This window comes from Bradyrhizobium diazoefficiens (assembly GCF_016616885.1).
Taxonomy (GTDB): domain Bacteria; phylum Pseudomonadota; class Alphaproteobacteria; order Rhizobiales; family Xanthobacteraceae; genus Bradyrhizobium; species Bradyrhizobium diazoefficiens_F.
Genome location: NZ_CP067102.1, coordinates 2694652 through 2717997, shown reverse-complemented (window position 1 = coordinate 2717997; position 23346 = coordinate 2694652). Strand labels below are relative to the sequence as shown.

The following is a 23346-nucleotide window of genomic DNA, read 5'->3' as shown; positions in this document are numbered from 1 at the left end:
GCGCGCTCGCGGCAGGATCGCGCGCGAGCACGTCAAGACAGGGGCACTACCGCAGGCACTGTGAACTGAAAAATGGCGCCTCGGGAAACGTTCGCGCTCGCCCACAAGCGGCCGCCATGGGCCTCGACGATCGAACGACAGATCGACAAGCCCAACCCCAGACCGCTCGGCTTGGTTGTGTAGAACGTCTCGAAAAGGCGATCGCGACCTGCTGGCGTCAGTCCCGGACCCGAGTCACATACGGTGACAAGCACGCCACCCGAGTCGGCGATCCCGCTGCTGATCGACAATTCGCGCGGCCCCTCACCGACGCCACTCATGGTCATGGCTTCGATTGCGTTGATGATCAAATTCAGGAGCACCTGTTGCAATTGGACTCTATCTCCCTCCACCATCGGTAGGCCGCCCGCGAAGTCCGTATGGACAGAGACGCTGTTCGTCGCCGTTTCGCCGCGAGTGAGCTCTATCACCTCGCTGACCGCGCCGTTGATCTCCCACCGATCCCGGCGGCTCGGCGCCTTCTTGACGAGATCGCGGATCCGGCTGATGACCTCGCCTGCGCGATTTCCATCTCTCACGATGTCGTGGAGGATCTGCCTTACCTCATCAATATTCATCATCGGACCATCAAGAAAGCGCAATGCGGCTTGCGCATTCGTCATGGTCGCGGCGATCGGCTGCTTCACTTCGTGAGCAATGGAGGCCGTGAGATGTCCCATTGTCGCCACGCGGTTGGCGTGGGCCAATTCCATCTGCATTTCGCGATTTCGGCGGTCGCTCTCGCGGGCTTCGGCCTCGGCCCGCTTTCGATCGGTGATGTCGCGCGCCAGCGAAATGGCCAACCGCTGGCCACCTTGGCTGAACTCTCGCACGTGGATCTCGACGGGGAACGTTGTTCCGTCCCTTCGGCGGCTGCGGCTCTCATACGTCACGATTTCCGAAGCCTCGATGCGCTCCCTCATGTGCCGCATAAATGCTGCGTTTGCATCTGGATCGAAGGCACTCGGAGCCATGCCGATTAATTCGTCGCGGCTATAGCCTAAGGCTTCGCACGCTTGGCGATTGACGTCCAGGATGGTTCCGTCGTCGCGATGCAGCATAAACAGGTCGGTCGCGTGGTCTACGAAGGTGCGGAAGCGCGCCTCGCTCGCTCTCAGCTCCTCCTCTGCCCGCTTGCGCTCGGTAATGTGCCGACCCACGCCGCGGTACCCGATAAAGCGCCCCGTCTCGTCGAAAACCGGGAGCCCCGAAACGGACACATAGCGCTTGCCGCCATCAGGCGTGGGACGCGCGAGCTCGAAGTCACGGAACGGCAGGTGGGCATCGAGCGTCTCCCGATGCTTGCACCACGCATCTTCATCAGGCTCCAAGTGGGGCACTTCCCAGCGCGTCTTGCCGAGTTCGGAGCCCGTCGCCGGCGCGTCGCTAACGCTTTCGGCGAATTCCTGGCGAATGAAGCGATGCTGCGCGTCGGTCTCCCAGTATGCGTCGAAGGAGAATTGCACGAGCGTGCGAAAACGCTCCTCGCTCTCACGCAGCTCCTGCTCGGACCGCCTGCGTTCGGTCAGATCGAGCACGAAGGCGACGAGCTGGCGTTCTTCATCGAACGCAGCCACACCCACCAGGACGGGGACGCGGCTGCCATCTTTACGAAAATACTCCTTCTCGAAGGGTTGGATGGTCCCGGTACTGTCAAGTTCAGCAAGCGCCAGTGCGGTTCGCTCGAGTGATTCGGGCGCTGTTAGATCCATCCATTGCACACGACCCGCGACCAGATCCTCGCGGTCATACCCGACGATCCTCAGAAACGCATCATTTGCCTCGATGATGCCACCATCCCGCGTCGAAATGCAGATTCCGATGATGTTGGCCTCAACCAAGCGCCGGATCTTCGCCTCGCGCAGCTCAAGATCGCGGTACAGCCGCGTGTTTTCCAGCGAGACGGCCGCTTGCGAGGCGAGCAGCTTCAGTACTGCAATCCGGGCCGGCGCAAAGACGCGGGGCGCGAGGTTGTTTTCCAGATAGAGTACCCCGCTGAGCTTGGCCTGGTTGATCAAGGGCAGACAGAGAATGGAACGCGCCTCGCGCTGACGGATGTAGGGGTCCGCAAGAAACGAAGGCTGAATCGCGGCATCGTCGACAATGACGCTCTCGCGGGTGCGCAGGACGTAGTGAAGAACCGTCTCCGGCAGCACAGATCCGGTTACGGGTGCATCGCGAATCTCCACGAGGATCGTCTCGCCCGAGGTCGTTGCTTCTGCCGCGATCCATTGCTCGGCCGCGTGTGACAGGATCAATAGGCCACGCTCGGCACCCGCCTGCGCGATTGCGGTACGCATGAGCGTGTCCAGCATTTTCTCAAGAACGATCTCGCCCGAAATGGCCTGCGACACCTTGATCACGGTCGCGAGGTCAAGGTGTTCGACCGGCGTTGCGATCGTGCCCGTCGGGCTGGGCACCGGCTCCTGCTTACCGAGCTCCGGATAAAGCTCGTCGAGCTGCCGCACCTTGCCGCCTGCTCCCCAACGCAGGAAGCAGTAGCGGGCGTCCTGCAAATACACACGGGAAATCTTCTCAAAACCACGCGCCGCATAGAAGCGGGCGGCGAGTTCATTGGCGAGCGCCTCGGTATGTAAAAATCCGTTGGCGCGCGCCGACTGAATTGCCTGTTCGTAGAGGTGCTCGGCATCCAGCTTGCGGCCCTCCAGGCGCGCCAGTTCGGCGCCGACAAGCGCCGCGCGGTTCTCGAAGTTCTCCGGGCAGTTCGCCGCCCAGACCTGGAGCTGCTTGTGATGTGCAGCCAGCGCGTCCAAGTGCTGCGCCCGTTCGTCGGCCGATGCGGAATCGCGGTAAGCGGCTTTGGCCAGCGCGCCGTAAAAGTGAAACTCGGCTTCCTCAAAGAACGAGGACGTGGTCCAAAGCAGCCGTTGCGCCTTCGATGCGGCATCGATGGCCGTCACGAAGTCGCCAGCTATATAGCGCGCCTGCAATTTTCGGATCCAGTACCAGCACGCAGCGAGCGCCAAGGCCGGATTGCGGGACAAATAGTCTTCGAAGCGAAGTTCATCGAACTGCCCGTCGTCAAAGCAGCCAAATTCCGGCGTTAGCCCGCGAAGCATCCGAATCAGCGCAAGTTGCGGTGTGATGTAGTCAATGACAGGGCCGAACCGCGCTTTCCCGGCGAATGCGAGGCTATTCTCGGCTTCGCCTTGCACGTCCAGCAGCGGTTCGCCGGCAAAGAGAAGATCCGAGTTGAGATTGTTGCACGTGTAGCCCGCATACATGAGATCTCCGATCCGGTTCGCCGCCTCGAAAGCGCGGCGCAGCAGATCACGGCAATCCCGCACGTGTTTCATCCAGGGCACAACGTAAACCGAGAAGCAAAGATAGGTGCTCGCCTCGAAGCGCCTTAGCCCGCGTCGTTCCACGAGTTCGTAGCCGAGCTGCCCAAAGCGAAATCCCGCCTCGTGGTCGCCGAAGCGCGGTCCGGCGATCCTGGCGAACCATACATATGTTAGACACGAAGCATCGCAGTTGCCGTGCTCGAGGCTGAGACCGACCGCCTTGCAGACCGAGAGGGAAGCCAAATTCGCGTCCGTAATCAAGGCTGACGGGAAGATCTTGCTCAGAACATCGACCGTCGCGAGGGACGCCGGGTCGGTCATCAAGGGCAGGTCGATAAGTTCCTCAATCGCGCGGCTTCCGAGTTGCGACCAAATCCGCTCATACTCACGGTGCGCTTCCTCGTCCTGCGGACGGGGTGACCACTCGATCCCGACATGCCGGAGATAGTCCAGACAGACGAGCACCGCCCGGTCGCTCTGATCGAGGGCCGTGCAGACATCTATGCGCAAGCACGCGACGAGGGCTTGTTCGACCGTTGTCGTAGCCCGACTCGACAGCGCCGCCAATCGCCCGTCTGCGGCGGACAATTGGCCGGTCAAAAATTCGCATTCCGCCCGATTCAGCTCCAGCGTGAAGGCAAGCTCACGCCTGCGCTCCCAGCTATCCTTCGCCAACAGAGCCACTCCGGCATTGAGATAGATGAGCGCCGAGGCGTAGGCCGTCGCCCCCTTCGCACGCCTGCCGGCGATCAGGTCGAGCGCGGCGAGCTCGTCCCGCTCCTCTCGTAAGGTGATCAGCGCGGCGCCGCGGTTGAGCTGACCAACGATCTCAAAGATCGCCTCCTCACGTCTCTCGGGAGGCGTTTGAGCCACGAGCAGACGACCTATCCGAAGATGCGCCTGGGCGCGCAATGGCTCCGGAATCAGCGAATAGGCGGCCTCCTGCACCCGGTCATGGATAAATTTGTAGGAGCTTTCGAGACGCACAACCAACTCGAGGCGGGCCGCCGGCCACAGCGCCGCGTGCAGACGTTCCTCCGAGCTCCCGAGAACGGTCGAAAGCAGCGCGCTCGCGGCAACGTTGCCGAGGCAGGCGAATTGCTGCAACGCCTGCTGAGTTTCGGCCGGCAAGCGGGTGAGCTTGGCGACCATGAGGTCCACGACGTTGTCGGTGTAGCTTTTGGCGCGTATGCGATCGAGCTCCCAGCACCAAGTCGCCGCCTCGTGGTCCAGGCGGAGCAAGTCCTCTTCCGCGAGCGAGTAAAGAAATTGAATCACGTAGAACGGATTGCCGGCAGTCTTCTGGTATAGAAGTTCCGCGAGGTCTGCGGCGCGTACCGACTCACAGCGAAGGGCGTCCGCGATAAGCTGCTCAAGGTGCTCTGGGGCAAGCGGGGCAAGCGCGATCTCCTCTACCTTCGCGCCTACGTGCTTCATTGCTTCAAGCTTTCGCCTAAGCGGGTGAGCGGCGTCGACCTCATTGTCCCGGTAAGCGCCGATCAGCATGAGGTGTTGCAGCTCCGATCGGCCCAGCAGATCCTCCAACAGGTCGAGTGTCGCCGCGTCGAGCCACTGCAAATCGTCAAGAAACAGGGCCAGCGGATGTTCCGGTCGGGCAAATACGCCGATGAAGCGTCGGAACACCGACTGAAAGCGGCTCAGGGCCTGCTGTGGCGCCAGTTCAGGGACCGGCGGCGGATCACCGATGATGAGCTTCAGCTCGGGAATCAACTCGGTTATGAGCCCTGCATTCGGCTCCAGTGCCTCCAAAAACGCACCTCGCCAGCTCGCCAGCTCGATATCGCTCTTGCCGAGAAGAGGCCGCACAAGGCTCTGAAAAGCCTGCACCAGCGTCGAATACGGAATGTCGCGTTTGTATTGGTCGAATTTGCCGGCTGCAAAGAGCCCACGCGGCGGGACAAGCACCTTCTGCAGTTCATTGACAACGGAAGACTTGCCTATGCCGGAATAGCCGGACACCAGGACCAACTCCGGCGCGCCGCTTTTGATGATCCGATCGAACGCTGCAACCAAAGTATCAACCTCGCTCTCCCGTCCGTACAGCTTCTCCGGAATCAACAGCCGGTCCGGCATATCGTGTTCGCAGAGCGAAAAATCCTCAATGTGGCGAGCCCGCTCCCACATGCCGAGACAGCGTTGCAAATCACGCTCAAGACCAGCAGCCGTCTGGTAGCGATCTTCGGCGGTCTTGGCGAGCAGCTTCATGACGATCTGCGAGAGCGGAGCAGGAAGACTCTCCAGCCGCTCGCCCGGCGACACCGGCTTTCTGGCGATGTGACAGTGCACCCATTCCATTGGGTCGGCGGCGGAAAATGGCAAGGCGCCGGTAAGCATCTGGTAGAGCGTGACACCAAGCGAATAGAGATCGCTACGGGAATCGATAGAGCGGTTCATGCGTCCGGTCTGCTCAGGCGCCATATAGGCCAACGTGCCGGCGATGGTCTCAGGGGGATCGAGCGACTGTCGCTCGCGAGGAAGCCGTGAGGCGATGCCGAAACCAGTAAGCCGCACCTCCCCGGTCCGGCGATCGACCACGATGTTGCTCGGCTTGATATCCTTGTGAACCAAGCCTCGTTGGTGAGCCTTGCCTAACACCGCGGCGATTCCGATAGTGAGGTGCAGGAAGCTACCGATCTCCATGGGCGCTCCGATCAGCCGCTCGAGCGGCTCACCGCAGGAGTCGTCGAGCACCAGCATGATAGAGGCGCTCTCGTGCAACAGCTCCAACGGCGGTACCGCCCAAGTCGCGTCCAGTTCATCCTTCAATGCGCATTCATGGGCGAAGCGTGCGAGGATGCCGGGGGATGGATGCTCCCCAGCAGGCACGACTACCAGCACAGCGCGCACCTTCTCATCGTCGTCCAACCGCCACCCTCGGCAGAACACGCGTTCGCCGTCCTGCCAAAGGATTTGCAGACCCTTGTTGTCATCAGGGCCCAATCCATTTTTTCGGGTCACTTGGTCCAAGTGGCGGGTCTCCGGACGTGCCGATGGCGCGGCGTTCAAGTGTCGTTCGAGTTGCCCTCGTGCCTCTTCAGCGCGCGATGCACGCAGTCGAGCAGTCGAGGTTCATCGAATGGCTTGCTCAAGAAGTCCACGGCTCCCGCTCTCATTGCGCGTTCTCGAATTCGCTCCTCCGGAAAAGCCGTTATGAAGATCATCGGCGTATTATAACCGTTTGTGACCAAGTACTCCTGCAGCTCAAGGCCGCTCATGCCGGGCATCTCCACGTCGGCAATCAGGCATGACGTTTCATGCAATCGAGGCGACAACAGTAATTCCTGAGCCGAAGCAAACGCATGTGCGGAAAATCCCAATGACCTCAACAATCTTGCGGTCGCGGTGCGCACCGAAGCATGATCATCGACGACCGCGATTGTCGGGACATTGTCCAGGCGACTTACCTTGGTTCGAGGGAAGGCGACCGGGATCGCACCCCGACTGTGGTGCCGCCTGAGTGCAGGATAGGGTGGAATTTGAGGTTGAGAATTATACTTGGGTATCGAGGGGCCGGCAGCGGCGCATCTTGAGGGACTATGCGGATCGATCAGCCGGTCTCAACGCATCAATCACGAGGCATGCTCCGAACCTGCGGACGCGCTGCGGCGATTAATCCATCCCGCGCTGATCATCCTTGAGTGGTCAGCAGGGTGAGCGGGCAGCACAAATTGAAAGACGGCGCCGTTCGAGCCGTTCGCAACCGCCCAGAGTTGCCCGTCATGCGCCTCAATGATCGAGCGGCAAATCGAAAGTCCCATTCCCATGCCCTGGCTCTTTGTCGTGAACAGCGGATTGAATATCCGATCGAGCTGTTTCGGATCCACTCCGGCGCCAGTGTCTGTCACCGATACGATGACACCGCCGGAACTGTGGACTTCCGACGTCACACCCAACACCCGCGGCCTCTCGTTGGCGGCCATCGAATCGATCGCATTCATGATCAGGTTCACGAACACCTGCTGCAGCTGGACCCGATCCGCATTCACGCGTGGCAGACGTTCGTGGGCTTGAACCCGGACCGCTATCCGAGCGGCCCGCAACTCTCCGATCAACAAGGCGAGGGTTTCCCGGATGAGCTCGTCGATATTGAGCGGCGATCTGGACCTGGCGTCCTTCTTGAAGATCGCCCGAATACTTTCGATCACCGCTCCAGCGCGGCGGCCGTCGACCACAATTTCCTGGAAAACCAACTTTGCTTCTTCAAGATCCGGCCTGCTACGATCCAGCAAGTGTGCTCCGGCGGCGGCGTTGGCCATCATCGCTGATAAGGGTTGCTTGATTTCGTGAGCGATAGAAGCCGACAGCGCGTCTGCTGTCATCAAGCGCGCCTGACGCTCTCGACGCTGGGCCAGCACCGCACGCAGCAGCCGTGCGTATAGAGTCGTTATCTCATACAACAATACAAATAGAACAAGGCTGCCGGATACCAGCCCGAATACCCGCCCGCCATACCAGCCAATGCTGTAGCGGTTTGGAGTAGGAAAAGAGATCAAACAAATCTCGATGACATACGCGCACATGATCACCACGAGCCACAGATCAAGCACCGAGCGTCGCCGCCGCCATAGCAGAGCGGCTGCGGAGAGGCTCGACAGGGACGCGAATCCGGCAGCATAGGGCCAGAAACCGGAAAGGTGGATTGTGTCGATCATGAGGTGGGGTAGAAACTCGTCGCCAGCTATCACGAGAAATGTCGCTGCACACACGGCGCTCGCAGTTGCAGCGACACTCGAAAGGATCGCCACACTGACTGAGCCCGTCGACAGCCGTTCGGCTGGATCGCGGTCCTTGAGTATCGTGTAGGCGATGACGAATGCCGGAAAACCGGCGTACCAGACGATGTAGAGCCACGCGGTAGTCTGCAGCCCGGCGCCAAGCAGGCCACTGGGCGCGAAGATGCCCGGAAATGTCAGCATCCATGGGACCAGTATAAGCGCCGTGAACAGATAACCGCTTGAGATCGCCAGGAGCGCGCGAGACCTCAATATGGAGAACTGGGCAAACAGCAAGACTGCGGTGATCGAGTCGTTCACCAGCATCGCAGCGGCATAGGCCGGGACGAACGCGTTGATCCGCGCCAGCTGAATGTGCGAGAGCGGTCCCGCCATGAGGATAAATCCAACAAGCAGGATCACTACAACGCCGAGCGCAAGCCGCTTTTGTGTCAGGCTCGGCGCCAGCTCCGAGAGGATGAGCTCCTGCTCCTCAGCGCTGCCCTGAGATGTGCTCATTTTTGCGGGCCTTTGGAAAGGCACCCAGCGGACGGCTCATGCTTGGGATCGCCCGGAGGGCCCTGTTGGACCAGCTCCCGCGGCAGACGTGGCTGATCGTCCAATCTGATCAAGGGTCGTTCGGGCGGTCTTGGCGCATCGCCAGTGCCCGCTCCACGCATTCGAGCAGCCGCGGCTCATCGAATGGCTTGCTCAAAAAATCGATCGCCCCCGCCTCCATCGCGCGTTCTCGAATCCGATCCTCTGGAAATGCCGTGATGAAGATCATCGGCGTGTTATGGCCGTTGGCAATCAGATACTCCTGCAGCTCTAGGCCGCTCATGCCGGGCATCTCCACGTCGGCAATGAGGCACGAGGTTTCAAGCAGTCGCGGCGATGACAGGAATTCCTGAGCCGAAGCAAACGCATGGGCTGAGAATCCCAGTGACCTCAACAACCTCGCGGTCGCCGTACGCACCGAAGCATCGTCGTCCACGACCGAAATCATAGGGCCATCAGTCACGCGACTTACCTTTGTTCGAGGGGAAGACGACCGAGGTCGCACCCCCGATAAACGGCGCCGCCTGAGCGTATGATACGGCTGATTTGAGAGATGAGAACTATACTCAGGTATCGAACGGACCGTATCTCAGTGTTGGAGCGTCGGAGACTTTACCCCAAGGGCTTCAGCCATCCTGACCAGATCGGCCACCGATCTGGCTTCCATCTTCTTCATGATATGGCTACGATGCACTTTCACCGTGATTTCGCTCAGATTGATCTGAGCCGCGATTTGCTTGCTCATCAATCCGCTTGCGACTAGAGCCATGATTTCGCGCTCACGAGCGGTGAGGGATGCGAAGTGCGCCCTCATGTCTGCGATCGCATGTTCATTTTCGCGGCGCTTCTTGTCGCGCTGGATCGCAGCCGCGACGGCATCCAGAAGGTCCTGGTCACGGAACGGTTTGGTGAGGAAGTCGATGGCACCGGCCTTCATGGCTCGCACTGACATCGGAATATCGCCGTGCCCCGTAATGAACACGACCGGAATAGGAAGGGCGGCCTCCGTCAATCCGGCTTGAAAATCAAGGCCACTCAGCCCAGGCAGGCGGATATCGAGCACCAGACAAGCAGGAGCATCCGGCCGCTCGGCCCCCAAGAACTCCTGGGTCGACGCAAATACTTCAACCTTCAACTGGACCGAGTAGAACAGCCGTGCAAGCGCCTCACGCATTGACGCATCGTCATCGATGACGAAGACGGTCGGCTCGTCCGTGCCTCCAGCCGGCTTCGTTGATGAATTCTGCCTCATCTTGGTCCTTCACCATCTGCAGCCGGTCCGATTAAGCAAATCACAACACTTCAGCGGCTCGGCCAAGCTGAGGTCAGATTGTAACGAAATCCACTGGACAGGCAAATCCCGCACGCTCCGCCGCCTGTTATTTGCCTGCTCCAGCCGGGATGGCTAATCCTGGCCTTCCCGGGTGTTCCAACGAGCGGTATGGTTGCGGAATTTCAGCCTCCAGGGCGAAAGCCGTCAGGAGGCTTTGGTCTCGGTAACGAACGTTGATGATGCGCGATCCAGTTCAGGAGGTGCTGCGGTTGTTGGTCGGCGTCCTCGCGCTGGCAGCACTAACATGGCTATGTTTTTGGCTGAACCTGGGCCTGGTGTCCGCGGCCTTCACATACCTGATTCTCATTGTTCTGCTGTCACTCTCCGGCGGCCTGATTTCTCTCATCGTTCTATGCTTCGCTGCCGTTGCATCCCTCAACTACTTCTTTGCGCCTCCCATCTTCTCCTTTCGAGTTGATTATCCGGAAGACTTCATCGCGTCGGCCGCGTTCCTGATCACCTCCCTGGTCATCACCGGCCTCGTAGGCAGGATGAGGGCGGGGCGAGACCAACTGGTACAGATCCTGGACGGGCTGCCTGCCCTGGTTTGGAACATGTCCTCAGACGGCACAGCTGACTTCTTCAATGATCGCTTCCTGAACTACACCGGCTTGTCCGCTCAGCAGTCGCGGGGCCCAGGCTGGCTGAATGTAGTGCATCAGGATGATCGCGCCTGTGAGGAGTGGAGCACCGCGTTCGCGACCGGGAAGCCGTTTGAAAGAGAAATACGCATTCGAAGCGCTGGCGGTGAATACCGTTGGTTCATTGTCCGCCTGGTACCGATCTTGGGCGAGCGGAATAATATCTTGAGATGGTGCGCCAGCGCCGGCGACATCCAGGAGCGCAGACGAGCGCTCGAGGCCTTGCGCGATAGTGAAGAACGGTGGCGCGCGGTGTTCGAGCACAATCCGACCATGTATTTCATGCTGGATGCTGCAGGAACTGTGCTCTCGGTCAATCCCTACGGCGCCGGCCAACTGGGCTACGAGGCGACCGAGCTGATAGGCTGTTCCGTGCGGGACGTGTTTCACGTATCCGATTGGCCGACAGTCCAGCGCAAGGCCGCCATCTGTCTGGAACGGCTTGGCGAGCCGACAAGCTGGGAAGCACGAAAGCGGCGCAAAGACGGAACCACCCTGTGGGTACGCGAAACGGCCAAGGGCATGCTAGTCAAACAGCAGCCGGTACTCTTGGTCGTCTGCGAGGATGTCACCGATCGCAAACGCGCCGAATATCTGGCTCAACATGTCTTTGACACGTTACCAGACGTCGTATCCGTGATCGGTAAGGATTACCGATACCGACGATCCAATCGGGCACATCAGCGAGTTTGGGGACTAACCGCCGACAAGCTCATCGGGATGCACGTTGCCGATGCCATGGGAGGGGACGCGTTCGAGCAACTGGCCAAACCGAATTTGGATCGGTGCTTTGCTGGGGAAGAGTTCAACTTCAGTCAATGGTTCGATGGTCCCGCCGGACGAAGATACTGGGTCGTGACCTATTCGCCGCTCCAGCTCGAAACAGACGCGGTCGACAGCGCGCTTGTATTGGCGCGCGACTTGACGGATCACATGCTGGCCTCCGAAGCCGTACGGGAGGCCCAGGCCGAACTTGCGCATGCAAATCGAGTGGCGACAGTCGGTCAACTAACCGCCTCGGTTGCGCATGAGGTCAATCAGCCCGTTGGAGCGCTGGTTACGAACGCCCATGCCGCCTTGCGCCTGCTCAGCGCAACGCCTCCTGACCTGGAGCTGTCCTCCAGGGCTCTCGAGGATATCATCAAAGACGGGCGCAGGGTCAGCGAAGTCATCAACCGGATCCGCGCATTGGTCAAAAAGACGCCAGCGCAGATCGACAAATTAGATATCAACGAGGTGATCACCGAGACGATGGCACTGACCCGCGGCGAGATTATCAAGAACCGGATATCACTGGAGGCAGACCTTGCATCCAATTTGCCGTTCGTTCGCGGAGATCGGATTCAGCTGCAACAAGTCATCATGAATTTGGTGATGAATGCTATCGAGGCCATGAGCAATGCCGACAACGACGGACGAGAGTTGCAGATTAGCTCCGCAAAGGACCGAGAGGACGGCATTTCGCTCACGGTTCGCGACTCAGGTCCGATATTGCGCCCAGAAGCTCTGGACCGTTTCTTTGAGGCTTTCTACTCCACCAAAACCAGCGGGATGGGTATCGGACTATCGATCTGCCATTCAATAGTTGACGCACACGGCGGCCGCATTTGGGCCACTGCGAATGCTAGCCGAGGCGCTACGCTTCACATCGTCCTGCCGGCGTTGCGGGAATCTGCGTCTCGAGATGTTTCGTGACCCCACAACCGTTCCCCACGGTCGGACGTCGGCTGGCCTGCACAATCACCCTAAGCTTCGGCGGTATTGCGTGGGAGTGATCCCTGTCGTCTGCCGAAATGCTGACGAAAATGAGCTCGTCTCGCTGAACCCCAGCGCGAGCCCGATGTCAGTCACTGACTGTTCCGGATCTCCCAGCAAGGCCTTGGCGCGCTCGATACGGCGATTGATGTGATACCGGTGGGGTGGCATGCCGAATGATTGCTTGAATGCGCGGCAGAAATAGTAAGAGCTTAGACGAGCGAGCGCCGCCAGCGCAGCGAGCGAGATAGGCTCGGCCAGGTGTTCCTCGATGTACCCTGTGACGGCGCGCTGCTGCCAGACAGCCAGCCCACCCCTCGCCAATGGTTTGCCGCGTGCAGAATCCCCGTGGTTCTGCATCAGCTCATGCGCGACGATCACCCCAAGCGCTTCACAATAGCGCTCGTTTTCACAGCCCTGGTCGATTGCCGCTGTCAGCTTGGCGGCGGCATCCCACAGCCCGCTATGTTCGAACAACAGTCGGGGTGCAGGTTGAGCATCCGGTGAATCCGCATCGATGGCAGAAATTTTGGCCGGATCAAGATAGAAGCAGGTCATACGACTGGGAACGCGCGGCTGCTGCCACTCGTGGTATTCGTGACCGGCGGGCACGAAGGTGAGCTTGCGCTTGAGCGTTCGCAGCTTCGAAAGCGGCAGAGTCCGAACGAACGTCTCGCCCTGGTCGCGAACACCTTCTTCATGGACAACCAGCAGATGGCACGGTGCACGGAATCGAAACTCGACCCTGTCATGTGCGACGCACCGGACGATCTCGACGGTGATCCCATCCCAGGCGATCGCCCGACGACTGACGGCATGAGCAGGAAATATCTCAAGAGCGTGGCGACTGGCTTTATGCGTCCCGGGGTCACGGGGCTGCTCACCGCGCCCGCCGCGCGGCAGATGATTGTATTCGAGATGCGGATGATCGATGCGCGGCAGCCTCGTCTCTTCCTGATGCTGGCGGTTGTTTAGAACGGAGACTTCGGAGAAGTCGGCGAGCCGTGCAGCGTTGACATCGAACGAGTAGGTCAGCATCGTTGCTCCCCTTGTGCGGGTCCATGCGGCCCCTGCTCCTCGACAGTCGTAGGGTTAGAACGGCGACCGCTCAATCGTAGCGAGGTTGACGCGACTAAATCGCTCGTTTCGGCAGCAGATACCCGTAGGTCGCGGCTCTCATACCTAGGTTGCCTGCCCTATACCTCGGTATGCAATGGAGGCAGATGGTGGGCCACAGCGGAGCCGATCGAATGACTTCGCGCAGAATATGGGTGAGCACGCTCGCCAAATGGGGAGCGGCTATCTTCCTTCGACCACCGGGATAGTAAACTGAAAGACCGCGCCCTGGGGATCGGTCGGACTCGCCCACAGGCGTCCGCCATGGGCTTCGACGATCGAACGGCAGATCGACAAGCCGAGCCCCAAGCCGCTCGGCTTGGTCGTATAGAAGGACTCGAAGACGCGATCACGCATGGATGGCTCCAGTCCCGGACCCGAGTCTCGCACTCTCACGAGCACGCCGCCCGGCTCGATTGTGCCGCTGCTGACCAGTAATTCCCGCGGTCCCTCGCCGAGGCCGCTCATGGCCTCGATCGCATTGATGATCAAGTTCAAGAGGACCTGTTGCAGTTGGACGCGGTCCCCATGAACAATTGGCAAGCCGTTCGCGAGCTCCGCGTGAATGGAGACGCTGTTCTTGACCGCCGCGCTACGGGTCAGTTCCAGCAGTTCACGAATCGCTTCGTTTATGTTCAAGCGATCCCGCCGGGGTGGCGCTTTTTTGATGAGATCCTGGATACGACTGACGACCTCTCCTGCTCGATTGCCGTCTTTCAGCATGTCGTTGAGTATCTGTCGTACTTCATCCAGATCCACCGTTGGGGCGTCAAGAAAGCGCAATGCAGCTCGCGCGTTGGCGACCGTCGCGGCGATCGGCTGCTTCACTTCATGGGCGATCGAGGCCGTTAGCTGCCCCATGGCCGCAACGCGGTTTGCGTGCGCCAACTCCATCTGCACCTCGCGATATCGGCGTTCGCCCTCGTGCGCTTCGGCTTCAGCCTGTTTGCCCTCCGTAATGTCGCGTGAAACTGAGAGCAGTTGCTCGGGCTGGCCGTCTGCATTGCAGATCGGGGTGGTGATGACGTCCCACCAGCGCGGAGCCCCCTTCGCCGATGGACAGAACGCCTGAAATTTCCCAATTCCGCCAGCCCTTGCAGCGGCGACGGCTTCGCTGATCCTTGGGCGGTCCTCCGGCTGCCAGAAATCTATCCAGCAGGCATTCATGTAAGTCTGGATATCGTCTATTTCGAGCAACCGCTGACCGCCGCTGCTCATGAACAGCAGGTTTGCATCCAGGTCCAGCACCTAGATGCAGTCCCTGCTGCTCTCGATGATTCTCCTCTTAAGCTCTTCGCTCGCGCGCAGCTCGTCCTCGGCCCGTTTGCGCTCGGTCAAATCGAGTACGAAAGCGACACCTTGCCGTCCGCTTTCTTCGAAATCAGCCAGACCGATCAGGACTGGCACACGGCTGCCGTCTTTCCTGAAAAACTCCTTCTCGAACGGGTGCAAGCGCCCCGTCCTCACGTACTCCGGCCCCCGTTGCACATCGCCTTCGAGCCACTCTGGCGGCATCAATTCCGTGCAACGCAATCGGCCCGCCGCAAGATCTTCGCGGTCATATCCCATGATGCGAAGAAATGCGTCATTGGCTTCGAGAATTCCGCCTTCGACCTCCCAGATGAAGATGCCGATAATATTGGCGTCTACCAGGCGCCGGATTTTGGCTTCGCGTAGTGTGAGATCGCGATCCAAGTGGGCACGTTGAATCGCAACCCCCGCCAGATGGGTGATCTGTTCTATGATCTCCTGATCGCGCGCGCTTGGGCTCCGCGGCTCGCTATAATACATGGCGAAGGTGCCAATCACCTTGCCTTCTGAGGACATGATGGGCGTCGACCAGACGGCGCGCAGCGAAGGAAAGAGAGGCAGAACATCGCGAAGCTCGTCAAATGACGGGTCGGTCGTGATATCGGAAACGATGACTTGTCTGGCGAAATACGCCGCGGGCCCGCATGATCCGACCTTGGGTCCAACCGCGATTTTTCCCTTGACAGCCTCGACATAGGCTGGAGGAAGGCTCGGCTTCCCCACATGCCTCAGCCGGCCGTCCTCGACCAGAAGGATCGCAGTGAGCGCATCCCGAGTATGCTCTTCCACCAGCAGGCAGAGGCAATCGAGGATATAGGGAAGCGATTCCCCTTTGGCCACCATCTCGAGAATGCGATTCTCTCCAGCCAACAGGGCCTCCGCCCGGTTGCGATCCTCGATGTCCGTCAGGATTTTATACCACCTCAGAATATTTCCTTGGTCATCGCGGAGCGGGACAGCGCGCCCTAAGAACCAACGGTATCCCCCGTCGGCAGCGCAACGGAAACGCGCCTCACCTTCGAACGGCTCGCCGGTGGCCAGGGACTCACGCGATTTGTGCAAATATTGCTCAGCGTCTTCTGGATGAATTGCAGCCTGCCAGCCCGAACCCACGGTATCCTGCCGAGATAGGCCGCAATATTCGGCCCAGCGCCTATTCGCAAATGCGTTGGAGCCGTCAGGCAACATCGTCCAGGCCATCACCGGAATGGTTTCGATGATGTCAAAAAGCTGCTTGTCACGCGGGCCTACGGCCTCCCCAGCACCATCCGATTTTGTAGCGGCGCCGTCCATATGGCGAAGTGGCGCCGCACCGCCCAAGTGCGGCCGGCGTTCGTCCGTGTAGGTCAACTCGCGTTCTTCGACTTGGGAAGGCTCGCCGTTAGTCATCGCGTGTCAACTCCGCCGCGTCGCGTGTGAACTCGACCGCTCCAGACGAGGCTTGTTCTTCACCGATAACAACAAATCGTGCCCTTTGCGCCGGCCAGCGAGAGCGAAACTCCGGTCAGCGGCGACCCGCCGGCGCCGGGCTGGACGAGACGCCAACATCGTTCACACAACCAAGCCGCATTCGAGAGCAGCGGGCCATGCCCACCCTCGATCTCACGGTATGCTCCGGGATGATAGCGCGGCGTTTATAGATGAGAACTATACTTGGGTATCTACAGCAGATCGCCGCTCACGCGGCAGCCGGAACAAAAGTCCACGTGCTGAGCGGACCCTGATTGCAAGGCTTGCGCATTTGAGTCGCGCCTATTGGAGGACCGCAAGGTCGAGTGACAGATCCGAGAGGGACCCGATGACAGGATTGACGCGAATAGCCGTTGCCGAAGTGGGCGGCGTTAAAAGGGCGAGCACCATACACCTTCGTATCGTTCCGTGACGCCTTTCGATGCCGGACGATAACCTACGTTCAATTGAGACACTGATCGCAATCGTCTTAGGCTGCATGCGTTGGACAAGCGCGCAGGCTCATGAAGTGCAGTGAAAACCGATGATCGACGTACAGCGATGCTGAAGCCAAGAGGAGACCACGATGCCCAACTGCTCCGAAAGTCCTAGATCCGGCAGAGCCGCGCGATGCGCGGTCTGTGATGGCAAGTTTGGTCTCGTCCGGCACTACTCGTGGCGAACTCCGCTGTGTTCCAAGACGTGTGTCGAGCGCTTCAGAGCTCGCAGGAAAAGTGAGCGCAATCGGGCGTTCGACCAGTTGCTGGAGAACCGTGGGAGGATTTCATGACGGTCCATATTTCACAACGAGGCAAGGAATATCTGGAGATAGCACGGACTTTGCTCCGCGCTGCCCAAACCATGACCGACACAGCGGTTGCCGGTCAGCTTAAGGCCCTTGCCGACGATTACCAGCGGCGAGCCGAAAAGGCTTCGCACGTTGATGCGGCCAATGCTCATCGTAGCGACCGGGTTGTCCTGTCATGATCAAGATCATCGCCGTGCTCTGCAGTCTTTCTTCTCCGGCAAATTGCCACGAGCAGACCATCACCACCTCGGACTTCGCTGACGTGTCGATGCAGTCCTGCCTGATGGGCGCGCCGCAGCTCGCTGAGTGGATGAACCAGCATCCGGCCGAACGCCTGGCCGCGTGGCGCTGCGTGATTGGCAAACAGGATGGCAAGCGAGCTTAGGGGCAAGCAGCTCCACCGGATGCTTTGAACTGCTCCACCGGTCATTCGATCGCACCTCTGCAACAACAAAGGGCAAATCTGGACGGCCTACGGTACGCGCATTCTGTCTCTAGGCGATCGCCGGACTGCTCCCACCGACTAGGATCGTGCTTCAGCAAAGAGCGATCGAAGTGCACGCGCAGCAGGCGGCCCGGCTTCGTCGTTGAACCAGAACGCCACGATAGTCTGTGGAAGCTGCATGCGTGCTGCGATGGCTGGACGCAATCGACGTGCACGTGCGGGTTGGCGAGCGCCCAACTTTTCAGCCAGTCACGCCTTTCCTAATTCCGCTAGCACCTTGTCCGGCGTAAACGGCACAGAACGCAGCCGCACTCCCGTTGCTTCGAAAACGGCACCCGCAATCGCCGAAGGCACGACGGCGCAGGCCGGCTCCCCGCCACCCCAAGGGACTTCTTCCGGCCGATCGATCAGGTCGATCACGATCTCGGGGATTTCCGGAAAGGTCAGGATGGGATAGCTCGCCCAATCGAGGCTCGTGACCATCGACCGATCGAATGTTACCTGCTCCTTCAAGGTGCGGCTCACCGTCTGAACGATGCAACCTTCGATCTGATTCCGTAACCCGTCAGGATTGATGATTTGTCCGCAATCATGCGCGACATAGAAGCGCTTGACCGCAAGTTGTCCAGTCTTGCGGTTGATCTCGACCTCGGCGACTACGCCGACATAGGTGCGGACCAATTCGTATTTGACATAGGCGAGTCCGCGTCCAGTCACAGTGTCCGCACCACGATCGCTCTTCGGGCGCTCACGCCATTTGCTTAATTTGGCGAGCCGCTCGAGAAGCTCCTTGCCGCGAGCGTCGGTGAGATGTCTCAGCCGAATCTCGAGCGGATCGGTGTCCGTTGCGGCGGCGATCTCGTCTAGAAAGGACTCGTTCGCAAACGTGTTCTGCAACCGCCCGGGTGAGCGGATCCAGGCCGGCCGCAACGGTGTCGATGCCAACCGGTGAGCCGTCGTCGTGACATTCGGAAAGGCGTAAGGGACTGCCAGGTCATTTAACACACCACCGGGGCTGAGCTTGCCGAGACTGTCGAGTCCGGCGAGTTCGGAGCCGACCAGTGTCACGAAACCGGCGGTTCCATCCGGCACGTAAAGCTCGGATTCCCAGGCCGCTACGGCTCCAACCTCGTCGATCGCGGCGCGCATGTCGAGAAGCGTAGGCGGTCCTTTTGGATCCCAGCCGTGCTCGTCCGCGCGCATCCATTGCACGCGCACCGGCTTGCCGACCGCGCGCGACAGCAGAGCCGCGTCGGCCGCGGCATCCTCATGTCCGTTGCGGCCGTAGCACCCCGCCCCTTCGACATAGATGCAGCGCACGTCTGCATCTGATATCGCGAGCGTGGCAGCGAGTTGCTTGCGCAGGTCGTGCGTTGCTTGCGACGCAGTCCAGCACGTCAGCTTACCGTCGGCGAACGTTGCCACGGCGCAGGAGGGGCCGATGGAGCCATGGGTATGGATGGCGAATTCGTAGGTTGCAGCAAGCTTGTTTGGTGTGCTTGCGAGCGCAGAACGAGAATCGGCAGTGCGGCTGGTGACATCGTCGCGGACGACCGGGGTGCTGCGCACGTGCTGCCATATTCTGCTTTGATCCGGCAACCCCTCCCACTTGGACCAGGTCACTGCCAAATTGCTGGGCGGCCCTGATTGCGCTCCACTCGCTTTTCGCAACGACGCCGAGAAAGTTATTGATGCGGACTACCTTGACGATGCCGGGGATGTCAGCGACTGACGATTCGTCACAGGACACGAGTGTGGCACCGAATCCGGACGGGCGTACCACCCGGCCGTGTAACATGTCCGGCAGCTTGAAATCCTGCATGAAGGTGAAGCGGCCGTTGACCTTGTCAGGAATGTCCAGCCGAGGCACGGCCTTACCGACAATCGTGTAGGCATGAGGGGATTTTTCCCGCACGTCTTTGGCGACATCGAGTGCCAATGTCGTGCCGTCCACGACCTCGCCAATCGGCAGCCGCCTGCCATCGCCGGCCGTTATGACGCCCTCGTGAAGCGACAACGTTGAAATGTCCCGCCGCAGCCGGGCGGCCGCCCGACGGAGGACAGCCCGGCGCGCAGTCGCGGCGGCCCGGCGCAACTGCATGCCGCCGTTCTGAATCGAGAGACTTCCTGATGTCACGCCCTGGTCGGGAGTCAGCGCCGTGTCGCCCTCGACGAGGGAGACGTGGCTCATCGGAACGTCAAGCTCCTCGGCAACGATCTGGATCAGCGCCGTCCGTACTCCGGTGCCGAGATCGACCTTGCCGGAGTAGACGGTGATGCGGCCGTCCCGCGTAATGGCCAGAAAGCCATCGACCCGATCCGGCGAGACGGTTTTCGGTCCAGAAACAGGCTTGGCCGTGCTCGAAGATAGCGGCAGTCCAAAGCTGACAACGAGCGCGCCGCCTGCCTGCAGCACCGAACGTCTATCGATCTGGTTCATGGGCCTGTCTCAGGTGCCAGCGGCGCGCAGGACCGCGCCCACGATGCGCAGGTGCGTGCCGCAACGGCATAGATTATTCGCCAATTCGGCTTTGACCTCTCCTTCATTCGGCTTTGGGTTGCGCGCCAGGAGCGCGGCGGACTGCATGATCATGCCGTTGATGCAGTAACCGCACTGCAGAGCCTGCTCCTGGACGAAGGCCTCCTGAAGCGGATGCGGCTTTGCGCTCGTGCCGAGCCCCTCGAGCGTGACGATCTTGCCTTTGACCGCAGATAATGGGGTAACGCACGAGCGGATCGCCGCTCCATCAACATGCACAGTGCAGGCGCCGCACTGGCCGAGACCGCAGCCGAAACGCGGACCATGCAGACCGAGTTCATTTCGCAAGATGTAGAGCAGTGGTGTGTCAGGGTCATCGACGGCTACCGAGACGGTTTTGCCGTTCACGTTGAGGGCCGTTGTCGCCACAGCATCTTCCTCTTGCTTGTCCCGATTGAGGTGGGGGAATGCGGCCGGCCACCGCACTACGGAGGCCAGCCGCGCCCAAGCCGGTTGCGACACGGGGGCGGGAGGAGACAACCGACCGACCAGAACGTATCGATCCGTTGGACGAGCGACTTTAGCTCTCTTGCTGCGGTCGTTGCGATCTTGCGCATTTGCGCTCCGCGGCGACATCTTCGCCGCAGTGCCTGCGCGTAAACCTGCGCTCGCGCCGTTGGGCAATAGCACGCAAAGCGCGGCAATCACCCAAAAGCATCAGATGAATTGATGACTATCTCGTATAGCGACTAATCAGGACAAGCTGCGATCAAACGCAGTGGGCAAGTACATTATGACCGAAAGTGAAAAGACCACCCTCCTGACCCGCCGCCGGATATTTGCGTCCGCGGTTGCGATAGCCGGCGCGATACGCCTAGCGCCCGTAACGCGAGCCGTTGCTGCACCCGAACGTCGCGCCGCTGACCTTCGCCTGACGGCCGAAACCAGAATCCTCTCCGTCAACGGCAAACCGGCACAAGTATTCGGCCTCAACGGCCCGAAGGGAAAACCTGGCATCGCCCTCTTGCCCGGCGAGCGCTTTCGTGTCGACCTGCTGAATCGGGCCGGCGCAGCCACTATCATCCACTGGCATGGCCAGTTGCCACCCTGGAAGCAGGACGGCTTTCCCTGGCCGCAGACGCCGCCGATCCCGGCCGGCGACACCCACGCCTATGACTACGCACCTATAACCGGCACGTATTGGATGCACTCGCATCACGGCATGCAGGAACAGAGATTAATGTCCGCGCCGCTGATCGTGCATAGCCCGGAGGATCTGCGCGCCGACCGGCAGGAGGTGGTGCTGATGTTGCATGATTTTAGCTTCCGCACGCCGGAGGAGTTGCTCGCGGGGCTCACCAACCCGAGCGCGACAGAGAAGAGCGGCATGCGCAGCAGCATGAACATGGGATTTCGAATGGGTGCCCTGAACACCAGCTCCGGCATGTCCGCCGTGGGCATGGGGTCCGGCATGAAGATGGACCTCAATGACATCGACTACGACGCCTTCCTCGCCAATGACCGCACGTTGGCCGATCCGCAAGTCATCCGCACCGAACCGGGCGGACGGGTCCTGCTGCGGCTGATCAACGGCGCGTGCTCGACCGAGTTCTGGATCGATCTCGGTGGGCTCACCGGGACCGTGATCGCCGCCGACGGCCATCCGGTTCGGCCGGTGCGCGGCACCCGTTTGCCGCTTGCCATTGCTCAGCGGCTCGACGTCATCATTGATCTTCCCGGCAAGGGGGCCTATCCGATCCTCGCGCAGGTCGAGGGCAAGCGGGCGCGCACCGGGATCATCCTTGCGGCGTCCGGCGCGCCCGTGTCACGCCTTGCCACGGAGGCCGCAGAATATGCACCGCCCGTCGATCTCTCGCTTGAACATCGCCTGGAAGCGGTGACGCCTTTGGCGCCGCGCGCGCCCGACGTAACGTACCGGGTGATCCTCGCCGGCGGCATGTCGCCGTATGCCTGGTCCATGAACGGCCAATTCTGGCCAGACGTAACCCCACTGATGGTCACCACAGGGCAGCGTGTGGTGATCGAGATGATGAACGCGTCGATGATGGAGCACCCAATGCACCTTCATGGCCACGCCTTCCAGGTGATCTCCCTAAACGGTACCCCAGTCGCAGGCGCTGTGCGCGACACCGTCCTGGTGCCGCCGATGGGCAGCGTCACCATCGCGTTCGACGCGAACAATCCCGGCCGCTGGGCGTTTCACTGCCATAACCTCCATCACATGATGACGGGCATGATGACGGAATTGCGCTACTCCGGAATCATTTGAGCTCTTGGCCATTCTTCGCTGCATTCAGACAGCCGGAGACTTCGAGCGCGATCGGGTCCGCAAGAACTCCGCAGTCTGAGCAAAGAGCGACAAGTTGGATCGTGATGAATCGCCTAAAACTTTCCGCGGCACCAATCGCGAGGTATTCACAACATGCGGAACACAATTGACACACTCCTCCCGGCGCTCGCCGTTGCCATAGCAACCGGGATGATGTTTGTCGTCTCATCGGCCAAGGCGACCGGCAACGCCACGGCGGGACAGCAGGTGTTCGCCCGGTGCGCCGGATGCCATTCGACGACGCCGGGCGAAAACAAGATCGGCCCGTCGCTGGCCGGCGTTTTCGGCCGCAAAAGCGGATCCGAGCCTGGCTACAACTATTCGCCAGCGCTGAAGGCAGCGAACATCACATGGGACGAACATACTCTCGATCAGTTCCTCGCCAATCCCGCGGCCGACGTCCATGGCACCAAGATGTTCATCAACCTCCCGCAAGCGGCAGACCGCGAGAATGTCATCTCCTACCTGGAGACGTTGAAGTGAGCACAAATGACAAAGATTGAAGTCAGCATCGGGATAGTCGCCACGCTCTTCTGCATGTCGGCCCACGGCCAGACCGTCAAAGTGCTGCTCCTCGATCAGACCGGTGCCCAGACAGTCCTGCAGGCCGCCGAGAAGACGGCGCAACAGCGGAATGCGCCGTCTGCCATCGCAGTTGTTGACCCCGCCGGCGATCTGCTTGCATTCCAGCGAATGGACGGGGTCCGCCCGGCAAGCGTCGATCTCGCCATCGGGAAAGCGCGAACGGCTGCGCGCCTGCAAAGGTCGACGGCGGAAATCGAGGACAGCATCAACCAAGGTCGGACGGCATTCGTTACCGCCGGTGTCATGGCGCTGCGCGGCGGCATGCCGATACGCGTGAATGGCGAAGTCGTGGGTGCAGTCGGTGTTGCTGGACTGAGCAAGGAGACCGACACCGACATCGCGAACACCGCTGCAGCGGTTCTCAGCCCCTCGTCTGCCGCACCTCAGCGCAATTGAGAGAGCTGCCGTTGGCGCGGACAGCGGCGTCACGGTGGATTCG

At 60.4% G+C, this 23346-nt stretch carries 16 protein-coding genes and 1 pseudogene; 6 read left to right on the top strand and 11 right to left on the bottom strand.

The window, feature by feature from the left end:
• Positions 1–32 precede the first annotated feature (32 nt).
• The 5 genes from JJC00_RS12335 to JJC00_RS12315 form a co-directional block, all read right to left on the bottom strand.
• The gene (locus JJC00_RS12335; RefSeq protein WP_200474094.1) at positions 33–6281 is read right to left on the bottom strand and encodes a PAS domain S-box protein; all 6249 of its coding nucleotides are present in this window, start codon (positions 6279–6281) and stop codon (positions 33–35) included.
• Between the two features lie 86 nt (positions 6282–6367).
• A complete protein-coding gene (locus tag JJC00_RS12330; protein ID WP_246774186.1) occupies positions 6368–6715 on the bottom strand; it encodes a response regulator transcription factor in 348 nt (115 codons plus the stop codon).
• Positions 6716–6934: 219 nt separating this feature from the next.
• A complete protein-coding gene (locus tag JJC00_RS12325; RefSeq protein ID WP_200472814.1) occupies positions 6935–8596 on the bottom strand; it encodes a sensor histidine kinase in 1662 nt (553 codons plus the stop codon).
• A 109-nt stretch (positions 8597–8705) separates the two neighbouring features.
• Entirely contained in the window at positions 8706–9071 is a 366-nt protein-coding gene (locus JJC00_RS12320; protein ID WP_433996503.1) for a response regulator transcription factor, read from the bottom strand.
• Positions 9072–9224: 153 nt separating this feature from the next.
• On the bottom strand, positions 9225–9887 hold the full coding sequence (locus JJC00_RS12315; RefSeq protein WP_200472812.1) for a response regulator transcription factor: 663 nt from the start codon (positions 9885–9887) through the stop codon (positions 9225–9227).
• Positions 9888–10144: 257 nt separating this feature from the next.
• Here JJC00_RS12315 and JJC00_RS12310 point away from each other — a divergent pair, with 257 nt between their 5' ends.
• A complete protein-coding gene (locus JJC00_RS12310) occupies positions 10145–12304 on the top strand; it encodes a PAS domain S-box protein (protein WP_200472811.1) in 2160 nt (719 codons plus the stop codon).
• 45 nt (positions 12305–12349) lie between these two features.
• Here JJC00_RS12310 and JJC00_RS12305 read toward each other — a convergent pair whose 3' ends face one another.
• The 3 genes from JJC00_RS12305 to JJC00_RS12295 form a co-directional block, all read right to left on the bottom strand.
• Complete coding sequence (locus tag JJC00_RS12305) at positions 12350–13402, bottom strand: helix-turn-helix transcriptional regulator (RefSeq protein ID WP_200472810.1); 1053 nt, start codon at positions 13400–13402, stop codon at positions 12350–12352.
• A gap of 261 nt (positions 13403–13663) precedes the next feature.
• Positions 13664–14728, bottom strand: a complete 1065-nt coding sequence (locus tag JJC00_RS12300) for an ATP-binding protein (RefSeq protein ID WP_246774185.1) — start codon at positions 14726–14728, stop codon at positions 13664–13666.
• The gene (locus JJC00_RS12295) at positions 14729–16180 is read right to left on the bottom strand and encodes a PAS domain S-box protein (RefSeq protein ID WP_200472809.1); all 1452 of its coding nucleotides are present in this window, start codon (positions 16178–16180) and stop codon (positions 14729–14731) included.
• A gap of 846 nt (positions 16181–17026) precedes the next feature.
• Between JJC00_RS12295 and JJC00_RS12290 the strand changes: the two genes are divergently transcribed.
• On the top strand, positions 17027–17227 hold the full coding sequence (locus JJC00_RS12290; RefSeq protein WP_200472808.1) for a hypothetical protein: 201 nt from the start codon (positions 17027–17029) through the stop codon (positions 17225–17227).
• Positions 17224–17433, top strand: a complete 210-nt coding sequence (locus JJC00_RS12285; RefSeq protein WP_200472807.1) for a hypothetical protein — start codon at positions 17224–17226, stop codon at positions 17431–17433. The genes JJC00_RS12290 and JJC00_RS12285 overlap by 4 nt, the downstream gene beginning before the upstream one ends.
• A gap of 309 nt (positions 17434–17742) precedes the next feature.
• Here JJC00_RS12285 and JJC00_RS38745 read toward each other — a convergent pair whose 3' ends face one another.
• The 3 genes and pseudogenes from JJC00_RS38745 to JJC00_RS12275 all read right to left on the bottom strand — a co-directional run bounded on the left by JJC00_RS38745 (position 17743) and on the right by JJC00_RS12275 (position 20401).
• Complete coding sequence (locus tag JJC00_RS38745) at positions 17743–19116, bottom strand: xanthine dehydrogenase family protein molybdopterin-binding subunit (protein ID WP_349643540.1); 1374 nt, start codon at positions 19114–19116, stop codon at positions 17743–17745.
• A 385-nt stretch (positions 19117–19501) separates the two neighbouring features.
• Positions 19502–19933, bottom strand: a pseudogene (locus JJC00_RS38740) (molybdopterin cofactor-binding domain-containing protein); the annotation flags it as partial.
• Between the two features lie 9 nt (positions 19934–19942).
• A complete protein-coding gene (locus JJC00_RS12275) occupies positions 19943–20401 on the bottom strand; it encodes a (2Fe-2S)-binding protein (protein ID WP_246774184.1) in 459 nt (152 codons plus the stop codon).
• A 364-nt stretch (positions 20402–20765) separates the two neighbouring features.
• Between JJC00_RS12275 and JJC00_RS12270 the strand changes: the two genes are divergently transcribed.
• The 3 genes from JJC00_RS12270 (at position 20766) to JJC00_RS12260 (ending at position 23303) form a co-directional block, all read left to right on the top strand.
• On the top strand, positions 20766–22262 hold the full coding sequence (locus JJC00_RS12270) for a multicopper oxidase family protein (protein WP_200472806.1): 1497 nt from the start codon (positions 20766–20768) through the stop codon (positions 22260–22262).
• Between the two features lie 210 nt (positions 22263–22472).
• A complete protein-coding gene (locus JJC00_RS12265; RefSeq protein WP_246774183.1) occupies positions 22473–22805 on the top strand; it encodes a c-type cytochrome in 333 nt (110 codons plus the stop codon).
• 6 nt (positions 22806–22811) lie between these two features.
• Entirely contained in the window at positions 22812–23303 is a 492-nt protein-coding gene (locus JJC00_RS12260; protein WP_200472804.1) for a GlcG/HbpS family heme-binding protein, read from the top strand.
• Positions 23304–23346: the final 43 nt, after the last annotated feature.

What these genes read in the sequence shown, in the direction of transcription:
- JJC00_RS12325 (WP_200472814.1), bottom strand. Translation starts at nt 8,596, where the DNA reads ATGAGCACATCTCAGGGCAGCGCTGAGGAGCAGGAGCTCATCCTCTCG.
- JJC00_RS12315 (WP_200472812.1), bottom strand. Translation starts at nt 9,887, where the DNA reads ATGAGGCAGAATTCATCAACGAAGCCGGCTGGAGGCACGGACGAGCCG.
- JJC00_RS12310 (WP_200472811.1), top strand. Translation starts at nt 10,145, where the DNA reads ATGATGCGCGATCCAGTTCAGGAGGTGCTGCGGTTGTTGGTCGGCGTC.
- JJC00_RS12305 (WP_200472810.1), bottom strand. Translation starts at nt 13,402, where the DNA reads ATGCTGACCTACTCGTTCGATGTCAACGCTGCACGGCTCGCCGACTTC.
- JJC00_RS12295 (WP_200472809.1), bottom strand. Translation starts at nt 16,180, where the DNA reads ATGACTAACGGCGAGCCTTCCCAAGTCGAAGAACGCGAGTTGACCTAC.
- JJC00_RS12290 (WP_200472808.1), top strand. Translation starts at nt 17,027, where the DNA reads ATGACGGTCCATATTTCACAACGAGGCAAGGAATATCTGGAGATAGCA.
- JJC00_RS12285 (WP_200472807.1), top strand. Translation starts at nt 17,224, where the DNA reads ATGATCAAGATCATCGCCGTGCTCTGCAGTCTTTCTTCTCCGGCAAAT.
- JJC00_RS12270 (WP_200472806.1), top strand. Translation starts at nt 20,766, where the DNA reads ATGACCGAAAGTGAAAAGACCACCCTCCTGACCCGCCGCCGGATATTT.
- JJC00_RS12265 (WP_246774183.1), top strand. Translation starts at nt 22,473, where the DNA reads ATGATGTTTGTCGTCTCATCGGCCAAGGCGACCGGCAACGCCACGGCG.
- JJC00_RS12260 (WP_200472804.1), top strand. Translation starts at nt 22,812, where the DNA reads ATGACAAAGATTGAAGTCAGCATCGGGATAGTCGCCACGCTCTTCTGC.